This is a genomic window from Sinorhizobium fredii NGR234, from assembly GCF_000018545.1.
Classification (GTDB): domain Bacteria; phylum Pseudomonadota; class Alphaproteobacteria; order Rhizobiales; family Rhizobiaceae; genus Sinorhizobium; species Sinorhizobium fredii_A.
Map to the genome: position 1 here is coordinate 872,153 of NC_012587.1, position 16,611 is coordinate 888,763.

Annotated in this window: 15 protein-coding genes and 2 pseudogenes; 11 read left to right on the plus strand and 6 right to left on the minus strand. The window is 61.7% G+C overall.

Features of this window, described 5'->3' with window-relative positions; all coding sequences use genetic code 11:
• Positions 1–155: 155 nt before the first annotated feature.
• The 4 genes and pseudogenes from NGR_RS15365 to NGR_RS15380 form a co-directional block, all read right to left on the minus strand.
• A pseudogene (locus tag NGR_RS15365) lies at positions 156–497 on the minus strand (site-specific integrase); the annotation flags it as partial.
• Positions 497–1,084 (minus strand): annotated as a pseudogene (locus tag NGR_RS15370) (porin); the annotation flags it as partial. The pseudogenes NGR_RS15365 and NGR_RS15370, both read right to left, overlap by 1 nt.
• Before the next feature lie 266 nt (positions 1,085–1,350).
• Positions 1,351–2,250: an alpha/beta fold hydrolase gene (locus NGR_RS15375; protein WP_012707394.1), complete on the minus strand. Its 900-nt coding sequence runs from the start codon at positions 2,248–2,250 to the stop codon at positions 1,351–1,353.
• A 58-nt stretch (positions 2,251–2,308) separates the two neighbouring features.
• Positions 2,309–4,375, minus strand: coding sequence for a lytic transglycosylase domain-containing protein (locus tag NGR_RS15380; RefSeq protein ID WP_012707395.1), 2,067 nt, complete (start codon positions 4,373–4,375; stop codon positions 2,309–2,311).
• A 298-nt stretch (positions 4,376–4,673) separates the two neighbouring features.
• On the opposite strand from NGR_RS15380, the gene dapA reads away from it, so the two are divergent.
• Positions 4,674–5,558, plus strand: a complete 885-nt coding sequence (gene dapA, locus NGR_RS15385) for a 4-hydroxy-tetrahydrodipicolinate synthase (RefSeq protein WP_164924233.1) — start codon at positions 4,674–4,676, stop codon at positions 5,556–5,558.
• Complete coding sequence (gene smpB, locus NGR_RS15390) at positions 5,558–6,037, plus strand: SsrA-binding protein SmpB (RefSeq protein ID WP_012707397.1); 480 nt, start codon at positions 5,558–5,560, stop codon at positions 6,035–6,037. The genes dapA and smpB overlap by 1 nt, the downstream gene beginning before the upstream one ends.
• A 96-nt stretch (positions 6,038–6,133) precedes the next feature.
• On the opposite strand, the gene NGR_RS15395 is transcribed toward smpB, so the two are convergent.
• A complete protein-coding gene (locus tag NGR_RS15395; protein ID WP_012707398.1) occupies positions 6,134–6,712 on the minus strand; it encodes an NYN domain-containing protein in 579 nt (192 codons plus the stop codon).
• Between the two features lie 466 nt (positions 6,713–7,178).
• On the opposite strand from NGR_RS15395, the gene rpoZ reads away from it, so the two are divergent.
• The 8 genes from rpoZ to era all read left to right on the plus strand — a co-directional run bounded on the left by rpoZ (position 7,179) and on the right by era (position 13,935).
• Positions 7,179–7,583: a DNA-directed RNA polymerase subunit omega gene (gene rpoZ / locus NGR_RS15400; protein ID WP_164924234.1), complete on the plus strand. Its 405-nt coding sequence runs from the start codon at positions 7,179–7,181 to the stop codon at positions 7,581–7,583.
• A 104-nt stretch (positions 7,584–7,687) separates the two neighbouring features.
• A complete protein-coding gene (locus NGR_RS15405) occupies positions 7,688–9,913 on the plus strand; it encodes a RelA/SpoT family protein (protein WP_012707400.1) in 2,226 nt (741 codons plus the stop codon).
• A gap of 168 nt (positions 9,914–10,081) precedes the next feature.
• On the plus strand, positions 10,082–10,234 hold the full coding sequence (locus NGR_RS15410) for a DUF3563 family protein (protein WP_012707401.1): 153 nt from the start codon (positions 10,082–10,084) through the stop codon (positions 10,232–10,234).
• 230 nt (positions 10,235–10,464) lie between these two features.
• Entirely contained in the window at positions 10,465–11,019 is a 555-nt protein-coding gene (locus tag NGR_RS15415; RefSeq protein ID WP_164924235.1) for a DUF2062 domain-containing protein, read from the plus strand.
• Positions 11,016–11,435, plus strand: coding sequence for a holo-ACP synthase (gene acpS, locus NGR_RS15420; protein ID WP_012707403.1), 420 nt, complete (start codon positions 11,016–11,018; stop codon positions 11,433–11,435). The genes NGR_RS15415 and acpS overlap by 4 nt, the downstream gene beginning before the upstream one ends.
• A gap of 102 nt (positions 11,436–11,537) precedes the next feature.
• Positions 11,538–12,281, plus strand: a complete 744-nt coding sequence (gene lepB / locus NGR_RS15425) for a signal peptidase I (protein WP_012707404.1) — start codon at positions 11,538–11,540, stop codon at positions 12,279–12,281.
• Positions 12,281–12,997 (plus strand): ribonuclease III, encoded by a 717-nt coding sequence (gene rnc, locus NGR_RS15430; protein WP_193377909.1) that lies wholly within the window; start codon positions 12,281–12,283, stop codon positions 12,995–12,997. Before lepB ends, rnc begins: the two co-directional genes overlap by 1 nt.
• Positions 12,998–13,005: 8 nt before the next feature.
• A complete protein-coding gene (gene era / locus NGR_RS15435) occupies positions 13,006–13,935 on the plus strand; it encodes a GTPase Era (protein ID WP_012707406.1) in 930 nt (309 codons plus the stop codon).
• A gap of 120 nt (positions 13,936–14,055) precedes the next feature.
• Here the strand turns inward: era and NGR_RS15440 are convergent, their stop codons facing one another.
• Positions 14,056–15,054: a glycerophosphodiester phosphodiesterase family protein gene (locus tag NGR_RS15440; protein WP_012707407.1), complete on the minus strand. Its 999-nt coding sequence runs from the start codon at positions 15,052–15,054 to the stop codon at positions 14,056–14,058.
• 279 nt (positions 15,055–15,333) lie between these two features.
• On the opposite strand from NGR_RS15440, the gene NGR_RS15445 reads away from it, so the two are divergent.
• On the plus strand, positions 15,334–16,332 hold the full coding sequence (locus NGR_RS15445; RefSeq protein ID WP_012707408.1) for a glutathione S-transferase family protein: 999 nt from the start codon (positions 15,334–15,336) through the stop codon (positions 16,330–16,332).
• The last annotated feature ends 279 nt before the right edge of the window (positions 16,333–16,611 follow it).

The following is a 16,611-nucleotide window of genomic DNA, read 5'->3' on the forward strand; positions in this document are numbered from 1 at the left end:
GAGCCGGGCTTTTTTGTAGTCGCGATTGCCTGGATGAGAAAATTTGCGGCGCGTTGCCCGGCCTTTGCCGATCTGCGGACACGACACGCTTCTTCCTCAGGGGCTTTGCCACTGTTCCCTTGAAAAACACGGGGAAGAGGATGTTGTTGCTCTGGTTAGCTCGCCAGATGCCGTTCGAGCACGGGCACGCACATATCCAGATCGTGCGTAGCCAAATGGGCATAGCGCATGGTCATCGTAAGCGTCTGATGGCCGAGCCACATCTGAACCCGTCGGAGGTCGATGCCGCCCCGCACGAGCCGGGAGGCGCAGGTATGTCTTAGGATGTGAGGAACGATGTCTTCCTCTTCGCCCAGCGCCGCATCCAGCTTGGCCGCATTCCAGACAGCCCGGTATTTTTGCGGGTCAATGGCGGCAAAAGGTCCCGGAGACCGGTTTGCAAGGGCATTCAGGACCTCCTTGGCACGCGCCGTCAGGGGAACAGTTCGACTGCGTCCGTAGCGGAGACGATACCTTCGACGCCAAGGCCGTTGTTGCGGGTCGTCAAGCCTTCGAGTTCGTCGACAGCAACACCAGCCTGGAACGCGCCGCCGTCATAGAGGTAGGCGATCGAGTTGAACCTGGTGTTTTCGCCGATCGAGTCGGTTTCGCCGTTCAGACCCTTATCCCACCAGCTATAGAAGCGACCAACCTTGAAGCCACCGAGCTGGATGTAAGCTTCGTCAAGCTTGAAGTTGCCACCTTCCTGAGCATCGCCGTCAATTTCGAGTGCGATGAGGCTGGTAAGCGCGCCATACTCGGTGTCGTTCTTGGCGTCGAAGGCGAGGAAGCCACGCGTGAAAGCATCCCAGTCGGAGACGCCAGATTTGTCTGGGCCAAAGTCGACCTGGAAACGGACGAAGCCATTGATCTTGAGGCAGGTTTCCGTGCCCGGGATGTAGAAGTAACCCGTGCCGAAAGCGTCGCAAACGCGGACGTATTCCATGGGCTCCGGCTCGGCAGCGACGATCGCGTCGGCAGCCTGGGCGCCGGATACTGCTGCGAGAGCAGCAGCGGAGCCGAGAAGAAGGCTCTTGATGTTCATTTCTGACCTCCAGTCAGAATTGAACATCGGAGCCCGATGGCGACCCGCTATTCCGCTGGACCGCCCGTCCTCCGCATTAGCTGCGAAGGGTGGCCCCAACGGGTAAGGTCGCGGGGTGACAGGCCAACTGCGCCCATCAAGGCGTGCTGAAATTGCAGAGCCATTATTTGAGATCGGACCTTATAGTGGAGATGTCCGATAGGGCAGAGGACATTCCGGGCGCCGTCGTCAGCCTAAAATGGAGCTGGAGGTATTGCGCCCCTTCGCTACCCCCGAACGAAGTCGCTGATCACATGCCTCAGTCCGTCGAGATGCAAAAGCGGCGCGTGGCCCTGGCCGGGCGCGGTGACAGCGATAAGGCCGGGATGTCGTCGGCTCATTTCCTCAACCGTCGCCACGCTCAGCAATCGGGAATATTCGCCGCGAACGACCATTGCGGGGATCCCTGCAAAGGCTTCGAACTGCGGCCACAGCGACGGCAGCTCGGCGTCCCCGGTGAGGCCTTGCAGTTGGGAGGCGATCGCCGGGTCGAAATCGGCAACCGGAACGCCGTTCTGGTCGCGATAGATCGCTACGGCCATCTCTTGCCAATCCCTTGGGCCGAGCAGGGGGAAATCTGCTCCGTGTAGGCGCCGCAGGAAATCTGGTGCCTCCGTCCAGCCACTCGGACCTTGCGGGAGGTTCAGGTAATCCCTGATCCTCAGTAGGCCATCGAGCTCGATCACCGGGCCGATGTCGTTGAGCACGACGCGGGCGATGAGGGCGGGGGCCGAGGTGATGAGATGATGCAGGATGAGGCCGCCCCGCGACGTGCCGATGAAGATCGCCTTGCCGATGCCGAAATGGGCGCAGGCCGCAACGACATCCTCCGCCTCGATGGCGATCGCATAGCGGCTCTTGTCGCTGTCGCGCTCCGATTGTCCGCGGCCTCGATAGTCCAGCGTGACGACGGAATGGGCACCGCCCTCGGGCGAGGCAAGGAAGGCGGCCAGCGGATGAAAATCGCGGCTGTTGCGCGTCAGTCCGGGCAGGCAGACGATGCGCGTCTTTTCTTCGCCCCGCCCGATACCTGTACCGTAGTGCCTGCCGTAGAGCTTCAAGCCGTCGCGTGCCAGAAAATAATGTTCCTGAAACAGGCGCTCCTCGTGCGCCAGAGGCTCTCGCATGGCTTTCCCTTCGCTTTGCAAATTGCAGCAGATCGGTCCTCGTCTCGTAGATCGCGGCTCAGGAAGGGTTGCGGCCCATCCTGAGGTCGGCGACGATGTCCGCCTTCTGCCCAAGGCGGGTCTTGTAGATCTGGTAATTCTCCATCACCCGCTGAACATAGTTGCGCGTTTCCTGAAAGGGAATGCGTTCGATCCAGTCGACCACTTCGTCGATCGGCTTGCCGCGCGGGTCGCCGTAGCGGGCCAGCCATTCCGGCACGCGGCCGGGACCGGCATTGTAGGCGATGAAGGTCAGGATGTAGGAGCCGCCGAAGCTGTCGATCTGCTCGCCGAGATAATGCGAGCCGAGCGTCGCGTTGTAGCCGGCGTCCGTCGTCAGTCGGTCCTTTGAATAGGCGAGGCCATAACGGCTGGCGACACCCTTCGCCGTTGTCGGCAGAAGCTGTAGCAGGCCGCGGGCATTGGCCGCCGAGACCGCAGCCGGATTGAAGGCGCTTTCCTGCCGGGCGATTGCATAGGCAAGTGCCTTGCCGGCCCCGCTGATGTTGGCGTCCGACGGGATGACGCCGAGCGGGAAGGCAAGCGCGGCGACATCGATGCCGCGGCCGAACGCGATCTTGCCGATCTGCAGCGATAGTTGATGGTTGCCCGCCTTTTCGGCCTGTGCTGAGAGAATGGCAAGCTCACCCGGGCTGGTGAGGTCCTCGGCGAGCGCCCGGTAGAGGCTCTCGGCGCGCCAGCCGTGCCCGGCGGCTTCCAGGCGTTCGATGGCGCGGACCGCTTCGCGACCTTGCAGTCGCGCGCGATCTTCCGGGGTGGGCGTGGGATAGGTGATGTCGAGGGCTGGGCGACCGAGGCGAGCAGCGGCGAGCTGGCCGTAGAATGTGCCGGGATAGCGGGCTGCATTGGCGAAATACTCGTCCGATTTCCCGGGGCCGCCGGTCTCGGCGGCGCGTCCCAGCCAATACCAGGCCCGCGAGGCGGAAATCGGCCGGCTGGAAGCCTCGAGGATCTTGCGAAAGTGACGCGCGGCCGTCGCAGGATCTTCCAGCCCGCGCAGCGCGTACCATCCGGCGTGAAATTCCGCGTCGACGACGTCGGCCGCCTCGGTTGCAGCGTGATGGGCGGCAACCCGGTAGGCTGCGCGGAAGTCACCCTTGTCGAGCAGGCCCCGGCTGACGATTCTCTGTTCCGTCCACCATTCGCCGGCATCGACGAGGGCAGTGCTGTCCTTCGGTGCCAAAGCGAGGAGCTCTGCTGCCGCCTCGAATTTCTTCTGCTTGCGCAGATGCTCGATGCGCACGAAAAGATAGGCGGGATTGTCCCGCCAGGAGGGATCGACCGCTGCGATCAGCTCCGCCGCCTTGCCGTTGCCGCGGGCGACGGCCGCCCAGGCTCGGTAGAGCGACTGCGCCTTGCCGAGTTCGCTGAACTGCTGCGCCTGCTCGATGCGGCTGCGGTAGAGAAGCATCTCCATGCGGCGCCTATGGTCGGCAGTCGTAAGCAAGGCGGGGAATTCCGAAAGGATTTTCGTTTCCGTCTCTTTGTCCAGCGCCTCCTTGAGCCAGAAAGCACGGAGTTGGCCCGCTGCAGCGTCGCCTTTTCCCTCGGCCACAAGCGCGCGTGCGAGAATGATGGCGCCGTCCGCCGTTTCCGGTCGGGTCGAGCCGAAGGCGGCGATCACGTCCGCCGGCGGCGGGTTTTCGCGATAGAGCGCGCGCTCGGAATGAGCGCGCAGCGCCTTCAAGCCGGGCCAGCCGTGAAGCTCACGTTGCGCTTCGGCGATCTCATAAGACGGGACGTTCTTCTGCCCGGAAACGGCGATTGCCCAGGTGAGGATGTGCCGGTCGAGCGTTCCTTCGCCCATGCGGTTGCGGATGGCGGTCGCCTCGATGGGATTGCGGTCGGACAGGGCATCGAGACCGGCCTTCAGATCGGTCGCTATGGGTGCGACGGCGGCGCGTATGGCGCCAGTGACCTCGTTGGCCACGACGCGTCCGGATTTGCTGGTAGAGCCGGGCTTGAGTGCCGGTACGGGTATGCGGGTCTCGGTGGCAAGGGCGGAAGCGGCCAGCATCGCGGCACCGAAAAGGGTGGCGAAAGGCAGAATGAGTGGTCCGCGCATCAAGCCCCGTGCTTCCCCGTTTCCATCAACTTCATTTGCTGCCGGATTCTTTAACGAGAGCTTAGCGGCCGTCCGCCATCGCTGCAATCGCCGGCAACGGGCCGACCATCGTGCATCCTGGCTGCCCCCTGACGAGCGACGCGCGCCGAGCCGTCGAATTGCGGGAAAACTGCTAGGAAATGCGCTTGTCCGACGCTTGCCGCGGCCATGTCACATGATTATGGTGCGGCAGTTTCTAACCGTCGATTGCGGCCAAAGCATGGGCGCGTCTTGCCCCTTCAGCCGTCAGGAGTTGTGCATGTTCAAGGGTTCCATTCCCGCTCTCGTAACCCCGTTCACGTCCACCGGCGCGGTGGATGCGGCAAGTTTCGTCGCGCATGTGGAATGGCAGATAAAAGAGGGAAGCCACGGCCTGGTGCCCGTCGGCACGACCGGCGAGTCGCCGACCCTTTCGCACGAGGAGCACAAGCAGGTGGTAGAGCTCTGCGTCGAAGCGGCGGCGCGGCGCGTTCCGGTCATCGCCGGCGCCGGCTCCAACAACACCACCGAGGCGATCGAACTTGCGCAGCACGCCGAGAAGGCCGGCGCGGACGCCATCCTGGTCGTGACGCCGTACTACAACAAGCCGACGCAGAAGGGCCTCTTCGCTCACTATGCGGCAATTGCCGAAAGCGTGAAGCTGCCGATCGTCATCTACAACATTCCGGGTCGCTCGGTGGTCGACATGAGCGCCGAAACCATGGCCGCTCTGGCGAAGGCCTGTCCGACGATCGTCGGCGTCAAGGACGCGACCGGCAAGATCGAGCGCGTTTCCGAGCAGCGCATGAGCTGTGGCAAGAGCTTCGTCCAGCTATCCGGTGAGGATGCGACGGCGCTCGGCTTCAACGCCCACGGAGGTGTCGGCTGCATCTCCGTGACTGCGAATGTCGCGCCGCGCCTCTGCGCCGAATTCCAGGAGGCGACGCTTGCCGGCGACTACGCCAAGGCGCTGGAATATCAGGATAAGTTGATGCCGCTTCACAAGGCCATCTTCATGGAACCCGGCCTCTGTGGTGCAAAATATGCGCTGCATCGCCTCGGGCGGATGAGTCGCGTGGTGCGTTCGCCGCTGCTGGCGACGCTCGAGCCGGCGACCGAAGCAGCCATCGATGCGGCGCTCAGGCATGCGGGACTGATGAACTGATGGCACAAAAGGGTAGCGAGCGCACGATCAGAAAAGTTGTGGCGGAGAACCGCAAGGCCCGCTTCAACTACGAGATCGTCGATACCTACGAGGCCGGTCTGGTGTTGACCGGCACGGAGGTCAAGTCGTTGCGCGAGGGAAAGGCCAATATCTCGGAATCCTATGCGACCGACGAGGGCGGCGAGATCTGGCTGATCAATTCCTACCTGCCGGAATATCTGCAGGCCAACCGCTTCAATCACGAGACCCGGCGCCGCCGCAAATTGCTCTTGTCGAAGCGCGAGGTGAACCGGCTGCAGGGCGCGGTCAATCGCGAAGGCATGTCGCTCATTCCGCTCAAGATCTATTTCAACGACCGGGGCCGGGCGAAACTGGAACTGGCGCTCGGAAAAGGCAAGAAGCTGCACGACAAGCGCGAAACGTCGAAGGAGCGCGATTGGAACCGGCAGAAGAACCGCCTGCTGAAGGAGCGCGGCTGACGGCGCGGCCTTTTTCGGCGGCCGTGTGAACGCAGCTGGACAGCCGCTCCCGCCACCCGCGACGGGCAGGATCAATGGGAATCGAAATTGATTCGGTCAGAGTTCGGCGTCGTTGGCGACCGGCTCGGCGGGGCGCTGCACGCGTTCGGACGGCTCGCGGCCGATCTCGCCCCGGAGCGTGGCCAGATCGATGAAATGATCGGCCTGGCGACGCAGGTCGTCGGCGATCATCGGCGGTTGCGTCGACATCGTCGAGACGACCGAGACCTTGCGTCCCTTGCGCTGCAGCGCTTCGACAAGCGTGGTGAAATCGCCGTCGCCCGAGAAGATCACCAGATGATCGACGGTCTCGGATTGCTCCATGGCATCGATCGCCAGCTCGATATCCATGTTGCCCTTGATTTTGCGCCGGCCGAGCGAGTCGGTGAATTCCTTCGCCGGTTTGGTGACGACCTTGTAGCCGTTGTAGTCCAGCCAGTCGATCAATGGGCGAATCGAGGAGTATTCCTGGTCCTCGATAAGTGCGGTGTAATAGTAGGCGCGCAGCAGGTACCCACGTTTCTGGAAGGCCTTCAGCAGCTTTCTGTAATCGATGTCGAAGCCCAGGCTCTTCGAGGCGGCGTAGAGATTGGCACCGTCGATGAAAAGAGCGATTTTTTCGCGAGGATCGAACATCGTAATTTCCTTTTCCATGCCCTGCGCATTATACCCATCTACCCCGGCAGAAGGCTGCGCAGAAAATAGGTGCATTACATTAATAATTGCTGATATTGCAAATAATGTAAGTTATGCCACGCATTAATCCAAGCGGCGTACGGTGCATATAGCAAGTTTTAGCAGTTGCTCCACTTCATCCACACTTCAATTTACGATTGCTGGTGGAGTTTTTGGCCGATACCTGCCGAAATACAATCCTTATCTGTAACCTGCGTCCGCATCGCGGAAATGGCGTATTCTAACATGGGGCAGGGAAGATGTGAGCGCCGGGCGCAGGAAAAACTTGAACTTGCGCTGTTTTGATTGTATCCGGGCGAATAATTCCAGAAATCGGAGCTGCAAGTGCCGTCCCGTCGCGGCCGTTCCGGTTTCGTGTCGTTAATCACGCCGCGGCAGCCGCCGCGCTCTCGCAAAGGACAAGGCCATGGCCCGCGTCACCGTCGAAGATTGCATCGACAAGGTCGAAAACCGTTTCGAACTCGTCCTGCTTGCCAGCCACCGCGCACGCCTGATTTCGCAGGGCGCCCCCATCACGGTCGACCGCGACAATGACAAGAATCCGGTCGTTGCCCTGCGTGAGATCGCTGATGAGGCCCTTTCGCCCGGTGATCTCAAGGAAGATTTGATCCATTCCCTGCAGAAGCATGTGGAAGTGGACGAGCCCGAGCCCGACGCTGCCGCGATCGCCCAGTCGGAACCCGCCGCTTTTGCCGAGGCTGCGGAAGGCGAAGACCAGCCGGAGGCGCTGACCTTCGATCGCATGTCGGAGGAGGAACTGTTGGCCGGCATCGAAGGGCTGGTACCGCCGGAAAAGAGCGACGACTACTGAGATCCGTTCGCGAACAGCTGTTCCAAACGTGTTTTCGAAGCAGTGCGCCACTCATATGATTGGCGCACTTTTTGTTTGTCCGACTGTCATGGAGCCGCCTGCGGATGATGCGCCAATACGAGCTCGTTGAGCGCGTGCAGAAATACAAGCCCGATGTCAACGAGGCCTTGCTGAACAAGGCCTATGTCTACGCCATGCAGAAGCACGGCCAGCAGAAGCGGGCGAGCGGCGATCCCTATATTTCGCATCCTTTGGAAGTGGCGGCGATCCTCACGGAAATGCATCTCGACGAATCGACGATCGCCGTCGCGCTGCTGCATGACACGATCGAGGACACGACGGCGACCCGGCAGGAGATCGACGAACTCTTCGGCGAGGATATCGGGGCGCTTGTCGAAGGCCTGACGAAGATCAAGAAGCTCGATCTCGTCACCAAGAAGGCCAAGCAGGCGGAAAATCTGCGCAAGCTGCTGTTGGCGATCTCGGATGATGTTCGCGTGCTTCTGGTGAAGCTCGCCGACAGGCTGCACAACATGCGTACCCTCGACCACATGTCGGCGGAAAAACGCGCCCGCATCTCCGAGGAGACGATGGACATCTATGCGCCGCTGGCCGGGCGCATGGGCATGCAGGACATGCGCGAGGAACTCGAGAACCTCGCTTTCCGCCACATCAATCCGGAGGCCTACGAGACCGTCACCAGGCGACTGGAAGAGCTCTCGCAGCGCAACGAGGGCCTGATCAAGAAGATCGAGGAGGAACTGAGCGAGCTGCTGCGGGCCGAGGGCTTGAAGAACGCGCAGGTGAAGGGGCGCCAGAAGAAGCCCTATTCGGTCTTCCGCAAGATGCAGTCGAAATCGCTTTCCTTCGAGCAGCTGTCGGATGTCTGGGGTTTCCGCATCATCGTCGACGACATCCCCTCCTGCTATCGGGCGCTCGGCATCGTCCATACCCGCTGGCGCGTCGTTCCCGGCCGCTTCAAGGACTATGTCTCGACGCCGAAACAGAACGACTATCAATCGATCCACACGACGATCATCGGGCCGTCGCGCCAGCGCATCGAACTGCAGATCCGCACCAGGCGCATGCACGAGATCGCCGAATACGGCATCGCCGCCCATGCGCTCTACAAGGACCGTGACGCGATCACGGGTGACCTGACGAGGTCTCCGACGTCGAACGCCTATGCCTGGCTGCGCCGGACCATCGAGTCGCTTGCCGAAGGCGACAATCCCGAGGAGTTTCTGGAACACACAAAGCTCGAGCTCTTCCAGGACCAGGTCTTCTGCTTTACGCCCAAGGGACAGTTGATCGCGCTGCCGCGCGGCGCGACGCCGATCGACTTCGCCTATGCGGTGCACACCAACATCGGCGACACATGTGTGGGCGCGAAGATCAACGGCCGGATCATGCCGCTCGTCACCCGCCTCAACAATGGCGATGAGGTGGAGATCATCCGCTCGGGCATCCAGGTGCCGCCCCCCGCCTGGGAGGAGATCGTCGTCACAGGCAAGGCGCGCGCGGCGATCCGGCGCGCCACCCGTGCCGCCATTCGCAAGCAGTATGCCGGTCTTGGCTACCGCATTCTGGAACGCACCTTCGAACGGGCCGGCAAGACCTTCTCGCGCGACGGGCTCAAGCCGGTGCTGCATCGGCTCGGCCAGAAGGAGGTCGAAGATGCGATCGCTGCCGTAGGCCGGGGCGAACTTTCCTCGCTCGACGTCCTGCGCGCCGTCTTCCCCGATCACCAGGACGAACGCGTGACCGTCAAGCCGAGTGCCGACGACGGCTGGTTCAACATGCGCAGTGCCGCCGGCATGGTCTTCAAGCTACCGGAGCGCTCCAAGGAGGCAGCCACGGCGGGGCAGGTGGAGGGACCGGACGCGCTGCCGATCCGCGGCCTTTCCGGCAATGCCGAGGTGCATTTCAGTCCCGCAGGCGCAGTTCCCGGCGATCGCATCGTCGGCATCATGGACCGGGACAGGGGCATCACCATCTATCCCATCCAGTCGCCGATCCTGCAGAAATTCGACGAGGAACCGGAGCGCTGGATCGATGTTCGCTGGGATCTCGACGAGGCCAACAGTAGCCGTTTCATGGCGCGAATCGCCGTGAGCGCGCTGAACGAACCCGGCACGCTGGCGGAGATCGCCCAGGCGATCGCCACGAGCGACGTCAATATCCGCTCCCTTTCCATGGGGCGCGTTGCCGCCGATTTCAGCGAGCTGCAGTTCGATCTGGAGGTCTGGGACCTGCGTCAGCTCAATCACCTGATGACGCAGCTCAAGGAATTGCAGAGCATTTCGCTGGTCAAGCGGCTGTTCGCATAGGCCCCGCCGAGGCCTGAGCCCGCTCCACCTGCCTCTTTTTTGAGCAGCCGGACGCGTCGGATCGGCGCGTCATGCGCGGGATGCATGGCTGCCGCTTGATCATGACGCTGGTAGAACACCGATCGCTAAACTACCTTTCGGGTCGGGAGGTAAACGAAGAGGTTTGCCATGTTCAAGCAGTTGAAGAAAATCACCCGTGCCCTGCACATTCCCACCATCGAAGAGCGCGAGATCGCCTATCTGAACGGCTCGGTCGACCGCATCGACCTCGAGTACCGTCAACGTCAGATCGATCGCGGCCTGTTCCGCAGGGACTTCTGATCCGCAGCTGTCGCGCCCGCTGATTGGGTCCTGGATCCGAAGCGGACTTGAGCGGGACGACGCGGGAAGGCTGCTTCGAGCTATGCGCTTGCCGAATGGCTCGAATACCGGTCCGTTCCGTTTGCCGCTCAACCTTGCGTCTGACGGGGCTGGCGCCTATCTTGCGCCCATCAAAAGACGGGCGGGCCGTCTTGCCCCGACGGGCTGTTTCAGGATGCGATGACGGCAGAATGTTATTTAGGCGCCGGAAACCGGTCACGATCTCCGAAAGACTTCGCGCCTTCTTCTGGCCGCGCAAGGGCTTGTCGCGCGGTCCACGTTATGTCGCGCTGCGCATTCTTCGTCTGAACTCCTCTCCTCATTCGATTGCCGTCGGCGTAGCGGCGGGCGCTGCTGCCGCGTGCACACCGTTGTTCGGCTTGCACATCGTCCTTGCGGTCATTCTTGCCTGGCTCTTCTCCGGCAATCTCGTGGCGGCGGTGATCACCACTGCACTCGCCAATCCGATTACCATTCCCGTGATCCTGACGGCGTCTTACGAGATCGGCATGGCAATCACGGGGCCGCAGGCCGGTCCAAGCGTCGGCTCGGTGGAGATTGCCCGGTTGATCGAGAAAATGCAGCTTGTCGAGCTTTGGGGGCCCGTGCTCAAGCCGATGCTCGTCGGGTCGCTGGCTCTTGCGCTCGGCGGTGCTTCAGTCTTCTACCCGCTCGCCTTCCAGACCGCCCGGACGTTCCAGGGACGGCGGCGGGAGCGACTGCAGAAAGCCGGAAGCCCGTCATGATCATCGGCATCGGCAGCGACCTGATCGACATTCGACGCATCGAAAATTCGCTTCAACGTTTTGGAGAGCGCTTCGTCAATCGTTGTTTCACCGACATCGAGATCGCCAAATCGGATGCGCGCAAGAACCGCGCGGCCTCCTATGCCAAGCGCTTCGCCGCCAAGGAGGCCTGTTCGAAGGCCCTGGGAACGGGGCTCGCACAAGGGGTTTTCTGGAAGGACATGGGTGTGGTGAACATGCCGGGCGGAAAGCCGACAATGCAATTGACGGGCGGCGCGGCGGCCCGGCTACAGGAGATGCTGCCGGTCGGACATCGCGCCGCCATTCATCTGACGATCACCGACGACTTCCCGCTCGCACAAGCTTTCGTGATTATCGAGGCGCTCCCGGTTGCCCCCGCCGAGGGAACGGTTTAGAGCACTGCCGAAATGGTACCGCTCCGACAATCGCTTGAAGCGAAGTAATCCGGTGAGCATATAGATGCGATTGCGCGGCAGGATGACAAGGAAGAACTGAGCGTGGAAGAAAAGACAGAAACGCACCAGAGCGCCCTCTGGGAGAATGTGAAGGTCATTATTCAGGCGCTGCTCTTGGCCCTGGTCATCCGCACCGTTTTCTTTCAGCCTTTCACGATTCCGTCCGGATCGATGATGCCGACGCTGCTCGTCGGCGACTACATCTTCGTCAACAAGTTCGCCTACGGCTATTCGAAATACTCGCTGCCCTTTTCGCCGGACCTTTTCAGCGGACGGATCTTTGCGCGCGAGCCGAAGCGCGGCGATATCGTCGTGTTCCGCTTTCCGCCCAATCCGGACATCGACTACATCAAGCGCGTCGTAGGCCTTCCGGGCGATCGTATCCAGGTCAGAAACGGCGTCCTCCATGTCAACGACAAGCCGGTGGATCGCGTTCCGGATGGGACCTTCCGGGCCGACGACAAATATGACACCGGCGGCGACGTACCGGTCTATCGCGAGACGATGGACACGGGGGTCAGCTACGACACCCTCGACCAGTTCCCGGACTCCAGTGGTGACAACACCCGCGAATTCCTGGTGCCGGAAGGCCATTATTTCATGATGGGCGACAACAGGGACAATTCCTCCGACAGCCGCTTTGACGTCGGGTTCGTGCCGGCCGAAAATCTGGTCGGTCGCGCCAGCATGATCTTCTTCTCGCTCGGCAACGGCACGTCCTTCCTGAAGATCTGGGAGTGGCCGGCGAATCTGCGTTACGACCGGCTGTTCAAGGTTGTCGAATGATGAAGGGGCGGTCGCTGAGCGCGGAGGATCGGGCAAGGCTCGAGACCGCGATCGGTTATCAGTTCGCCGAGAAGGAGCGCCTCGACCGCGCGCTGACGCATTCGAGCGCCCGCAATGCGCGGGCGAGCAACTATCAGCGGCTTGAATTCCTGGGCGACCGCGTGCTCGGGCTTTGCGTCGCCGAACTTCTGTTCCAGACCTTTCTCGACGCCAATGAGGGAGAGCTGTCGGTTCGCCTGAACCAACTCGTCAGCGCCGAGAGCTGTGCCCGGGTGGCGGATGAGCTGTCGCTGCACGAATACATTCGCACCGGCTCCGACGTGAAGAAGATCACCGGCAAGCACATGATGAATGTGCGGGCCGATGTGGTAGAGTCGCTGATCGCCGCGATCTATCTCGACGGTGGTCTGGAGGCAGCCCGTCGCTTCGTGCTGCGGCACTGGACCGACCGCGCCGCAAGCGCCGACGGTGCGCGGCGCGACGCCAAGACGGAGTTGCAGGAATGGGCGCACGCCAAGTTCGGCGCCGCGCCAAGATACAGGACGGATGATCGCTCCGGTCCCGATCACGATCCGCGCTTCACGGTGACCGTAGAGGTCGACGGGATCGCGCCGGAAACGGGGACCGATCGCTCGAAGCGCGGAGCCGAGCAGATCGCTGCCATGCGATTGCTGGAACGCGAAGGTGTTTGGCAGAAACGGTCTGCCGGAAATTGACGGAAGCCATGACGGACAAAGAACAGGACTCGGGCGCCGGCCACACGGCGACCCGCTCGGGTTTCGTGGCGCTGATCGGCGCGACGAATGCAGGCAAATCGACTTTGGTGAACCACCTGGTCGGCGCAAAAGTATCGATCGTCAGCCACAAGGTGCAGACGACGCGGGCGATCATTCGTGGAATTGCCATCCACGACAACGCCCAGATCGTCTTCATGGACACGCCCGGCATCTTCAAGCCGCGCCGCCGGCTCGATCGGGCCATGGTGACGACCGCCTGGGGCGGCGCCAAGGACGCCGACCAGATCGTGCTGCTGATCGATAGCGAACGCGGCCTGAGGGGCGATGCCGAAGCGATCCTCGAGGCCCTGAAGGACGTTCCCCAGCCGAAGATCCTGGTGCTCAACAAGATCGACCGGGTGCGCCCGGAAGACCTTTTGAAGCTTGCGGCCGCCGCCAACGAAGTCGTTTCCTTCGAGCGCACCTTCATGATCTCGGCGCTCAACGGCTCCGGCTGCAAGGATCTCATGGATTATCTCGCCACGGCACTGCCGGAGGGGCCGTGGTACTATCCGGAGGACCAGATCTCCGATCTACCGATGCGGCAGCTCGCAGCCGAAATCACCCGCGAGAAGCTGTTCCTGCGCCTGCATCAGGAGCTACCCTACGCGTCTCACGTCGAGACGGAGAAGTGGGAAGAGCGCAAGGACGGCTCGGTGCGCATCGAGCAGGTGATCTATGTCGAGCGCGACAGCCAGAAGAAGATCGCGCTCGGCAAGGGAGGGGAGGCGATCAAGGCGATCTCGACCGCGGCCCGGAAGGAGATCTCCGAGATCCTGGAACAGCCCGTGCATCTCTTCCTGTTCGTGAAGGTGCGCGAGAACTGGGGCGACGATCCGGAGCGGTTCCGCGAAATGGGACTGGATTTTCCAAAGTAGCCGCTCCGCCTACAGCGCCGTGCGTCTTTTCAGACGCACTAAGGACGCTGTAGCACTTTTGAATCGGTGCATGTTTTTATCCTTAAATCGGCTACGATTTAAGGAAACATGCACTGGCTGCTATTTCTGGTCGTTCGAGGCCGCCAGTCTCTTGTTCAGAAGTGGTCCGATCGTCTCGGCCCGGTTGGTCCAGACATAGCCGGAAAAATTCTCAGGAACGAGCGCGAGCTCGTCGGCGCTGTCGATGCCGGAGGTGAACTCGCCGCCGCGATGGGGGCCGAGCAGGATGATCTCGCTTCCGGCGGCCCGCATCCGGGCGGCAAATCGAGAGGGCCAGCCCCACAGGAAAGGCGCGTAGTTGGCGGGCACGACGATCAGCGTATCGCGGCAGGCGTCCGGCACCATTCCGGTCCAGCCATAGGCGGCATAGCGACCAAGGCAGGCCATGGTGGATTGCCGGTCATAGCCCCGCAGCCCGCCGACCAGGCGCAGCGCCTCCTGCGTCGGCGTTCTGCCGCCATAAACCCCGAAGATCAGTTTGCGCCACTCCGGGTGAATGCGCAGCATCACGGCAAGCGTCGCACCTTCCTCCCGCCGCTCGCTTTTGAAATTGATCAGGAATCGGCCATGGGGCAGGGCTGTGAAGACCTCTCTGAGTGTCGGCATCTGGCCCTCCCCTTGGCCGCGGAAGGGAAAGGTCTTGCCGCCATCGGCCGTGTAACCGTAGCCGATGTCGAGCGTTTTCAGCTTTGACATCGGCGTCTTCTCCGTGACGCCGGCTCCGTTGGTCCGGCAGTCGAGCGTCCAATCATGGAAGACGGCGAACTGGCGGTCGGGCGTCAGGTGGACATCCAGTTCGATGACTTCGGCGCCGCTGTCGAGCGCGGCGCGCATGGAGCCGATGGTATTCTCGAGATAGGCGTGGCTCGGAGGTTCGATGCGCTGAGCCGTGCAGGTGTCATTGCCCACCCCGTCCAGGCTGTAGACCTGATGAATGCCGCGGTGGGCGAGAACCTTCGCCGCGCCGGCGGGCGGTGTCACGAGATAGGACGTGTTGAGGAACCAGACGATGGCGACGATGATGGCCGCGGCGACGGCGATGACGGCGAGCTTCCTCATCGTAAGTCCTCCTCTCGCGCTTTACTGGGCATTGTGGCGACCCAGGACGTGCCTTGCCACCCTTTCTGCTATGCGGATTGCGAACAAACTGTCACCTGCGCGCGCGATTGACCGCTGATGCATGTTTCCTTAGATCCTAGCCGATCCAAGGATAAAATATGCATCAATTCAAAGTGCTACAGCGACCTTTGTGCGTCTGATAAGACGCACGGCGATGTAGGGGCCCCTATGGGAGGTAGGCAACCGTACCGCCCAATGCAATGCCGCAGGAGAACTTAGGTGCCGCAACTCGTCCAGGGAAATTGGGTCAAGGATGATGTCGCCGCAAGCGAGATGAAGGATGGCGCGTTCCATCGCGAGCCGACCCGTTTCCGTCAGTGGATCACCATCGATGGACGACCCGGGCCGGATGGCCAGCCGGCACTGGTCGCCGAAGCGGGACGCTACCGGCTGTTTGTCTCCTATCTATGCCCCTGGGCCTCTCGAACGATCGCAATGCGCAACCTCAAGGGACTGGGCGAGATCATCGGTCTTGCGGTGGCAAATCCCGTGCTCGGGGAAGATGGCTGGACCTATGACGAGCCTGTGGATGCGGGTGGCCGCGTCGGCAGGATCCGCCATCACCACCAGCTCTACACGGCGAGCGACCCGACTTACACCGGCAAGGTCTCCGTCCCTGTGCTTTGGGACATGAAGGAGGGCCACATCGTCAACAACGAGTCGGCCGATATCCTTCGCATCCTCAACACGGCCTTCGACCATTTGTCCGGCAACCGCCTCGATTTCTACCCGGCGGTGCTTCGCGTCGCAATCGAGCGCTGGAACGAGCCGATCTACGCGTCTGTGAACAATGGAGTCTACCGAGCCGGGTTTGCCAAGACACAGGCCGCCTATGATGAGGCTGTCGCGGCCCTCTTCGGCATGCTCGACGCGCTCGACCGGCATCTTGAGGGGAACCGATACCTTGCCGGGGAATATCTGACCGAGGCGGATATCCGCCTGTTCGTAACGCTCGTCCGCTTCGACGTCGCCTATCATGGCGCCTTCAAATGCAATGTTCGCAGGATCGAGGATTATCCGAGCCTGTCAAACTACCTGCGCGAGCTCTACCAGTGGCCGGGCATCCGCGAAACCGTCCGGGTCGACGACATCAAGCGCGGATATTATGGCCTGCGGCACATTAACCCCACCGGCATCGTGCCGGCAGGCCCGGCGACCGACTTCGATCGCCCGCATGACCGATCCCGTCTTGCGGGTCTCGGAGTTTTCGGCGCCTAAAGCGCGTCGCATTCGAACCTATTCACGCGACGCGCTTCAGTTTCTTGGTTTTGTGCATGTCGTCATCCCAAAACCGCTGCACACTTTTGGGCGACATGCATCAGCGGCTGGGTGGACTCTCGCGGGCAGGCTGGCCCGGCGCGCGTCAGATTTTCTCAGCATGTACTAAGGAAACAAATCCTTGAGGGGCCACAGAACAGCCCCATTGATAAACCGCCGAACACCGCTAAGTTAATGGAAGTTCTGATGGATAGGAGCCTGAAGAGGCTGGCCTGACGA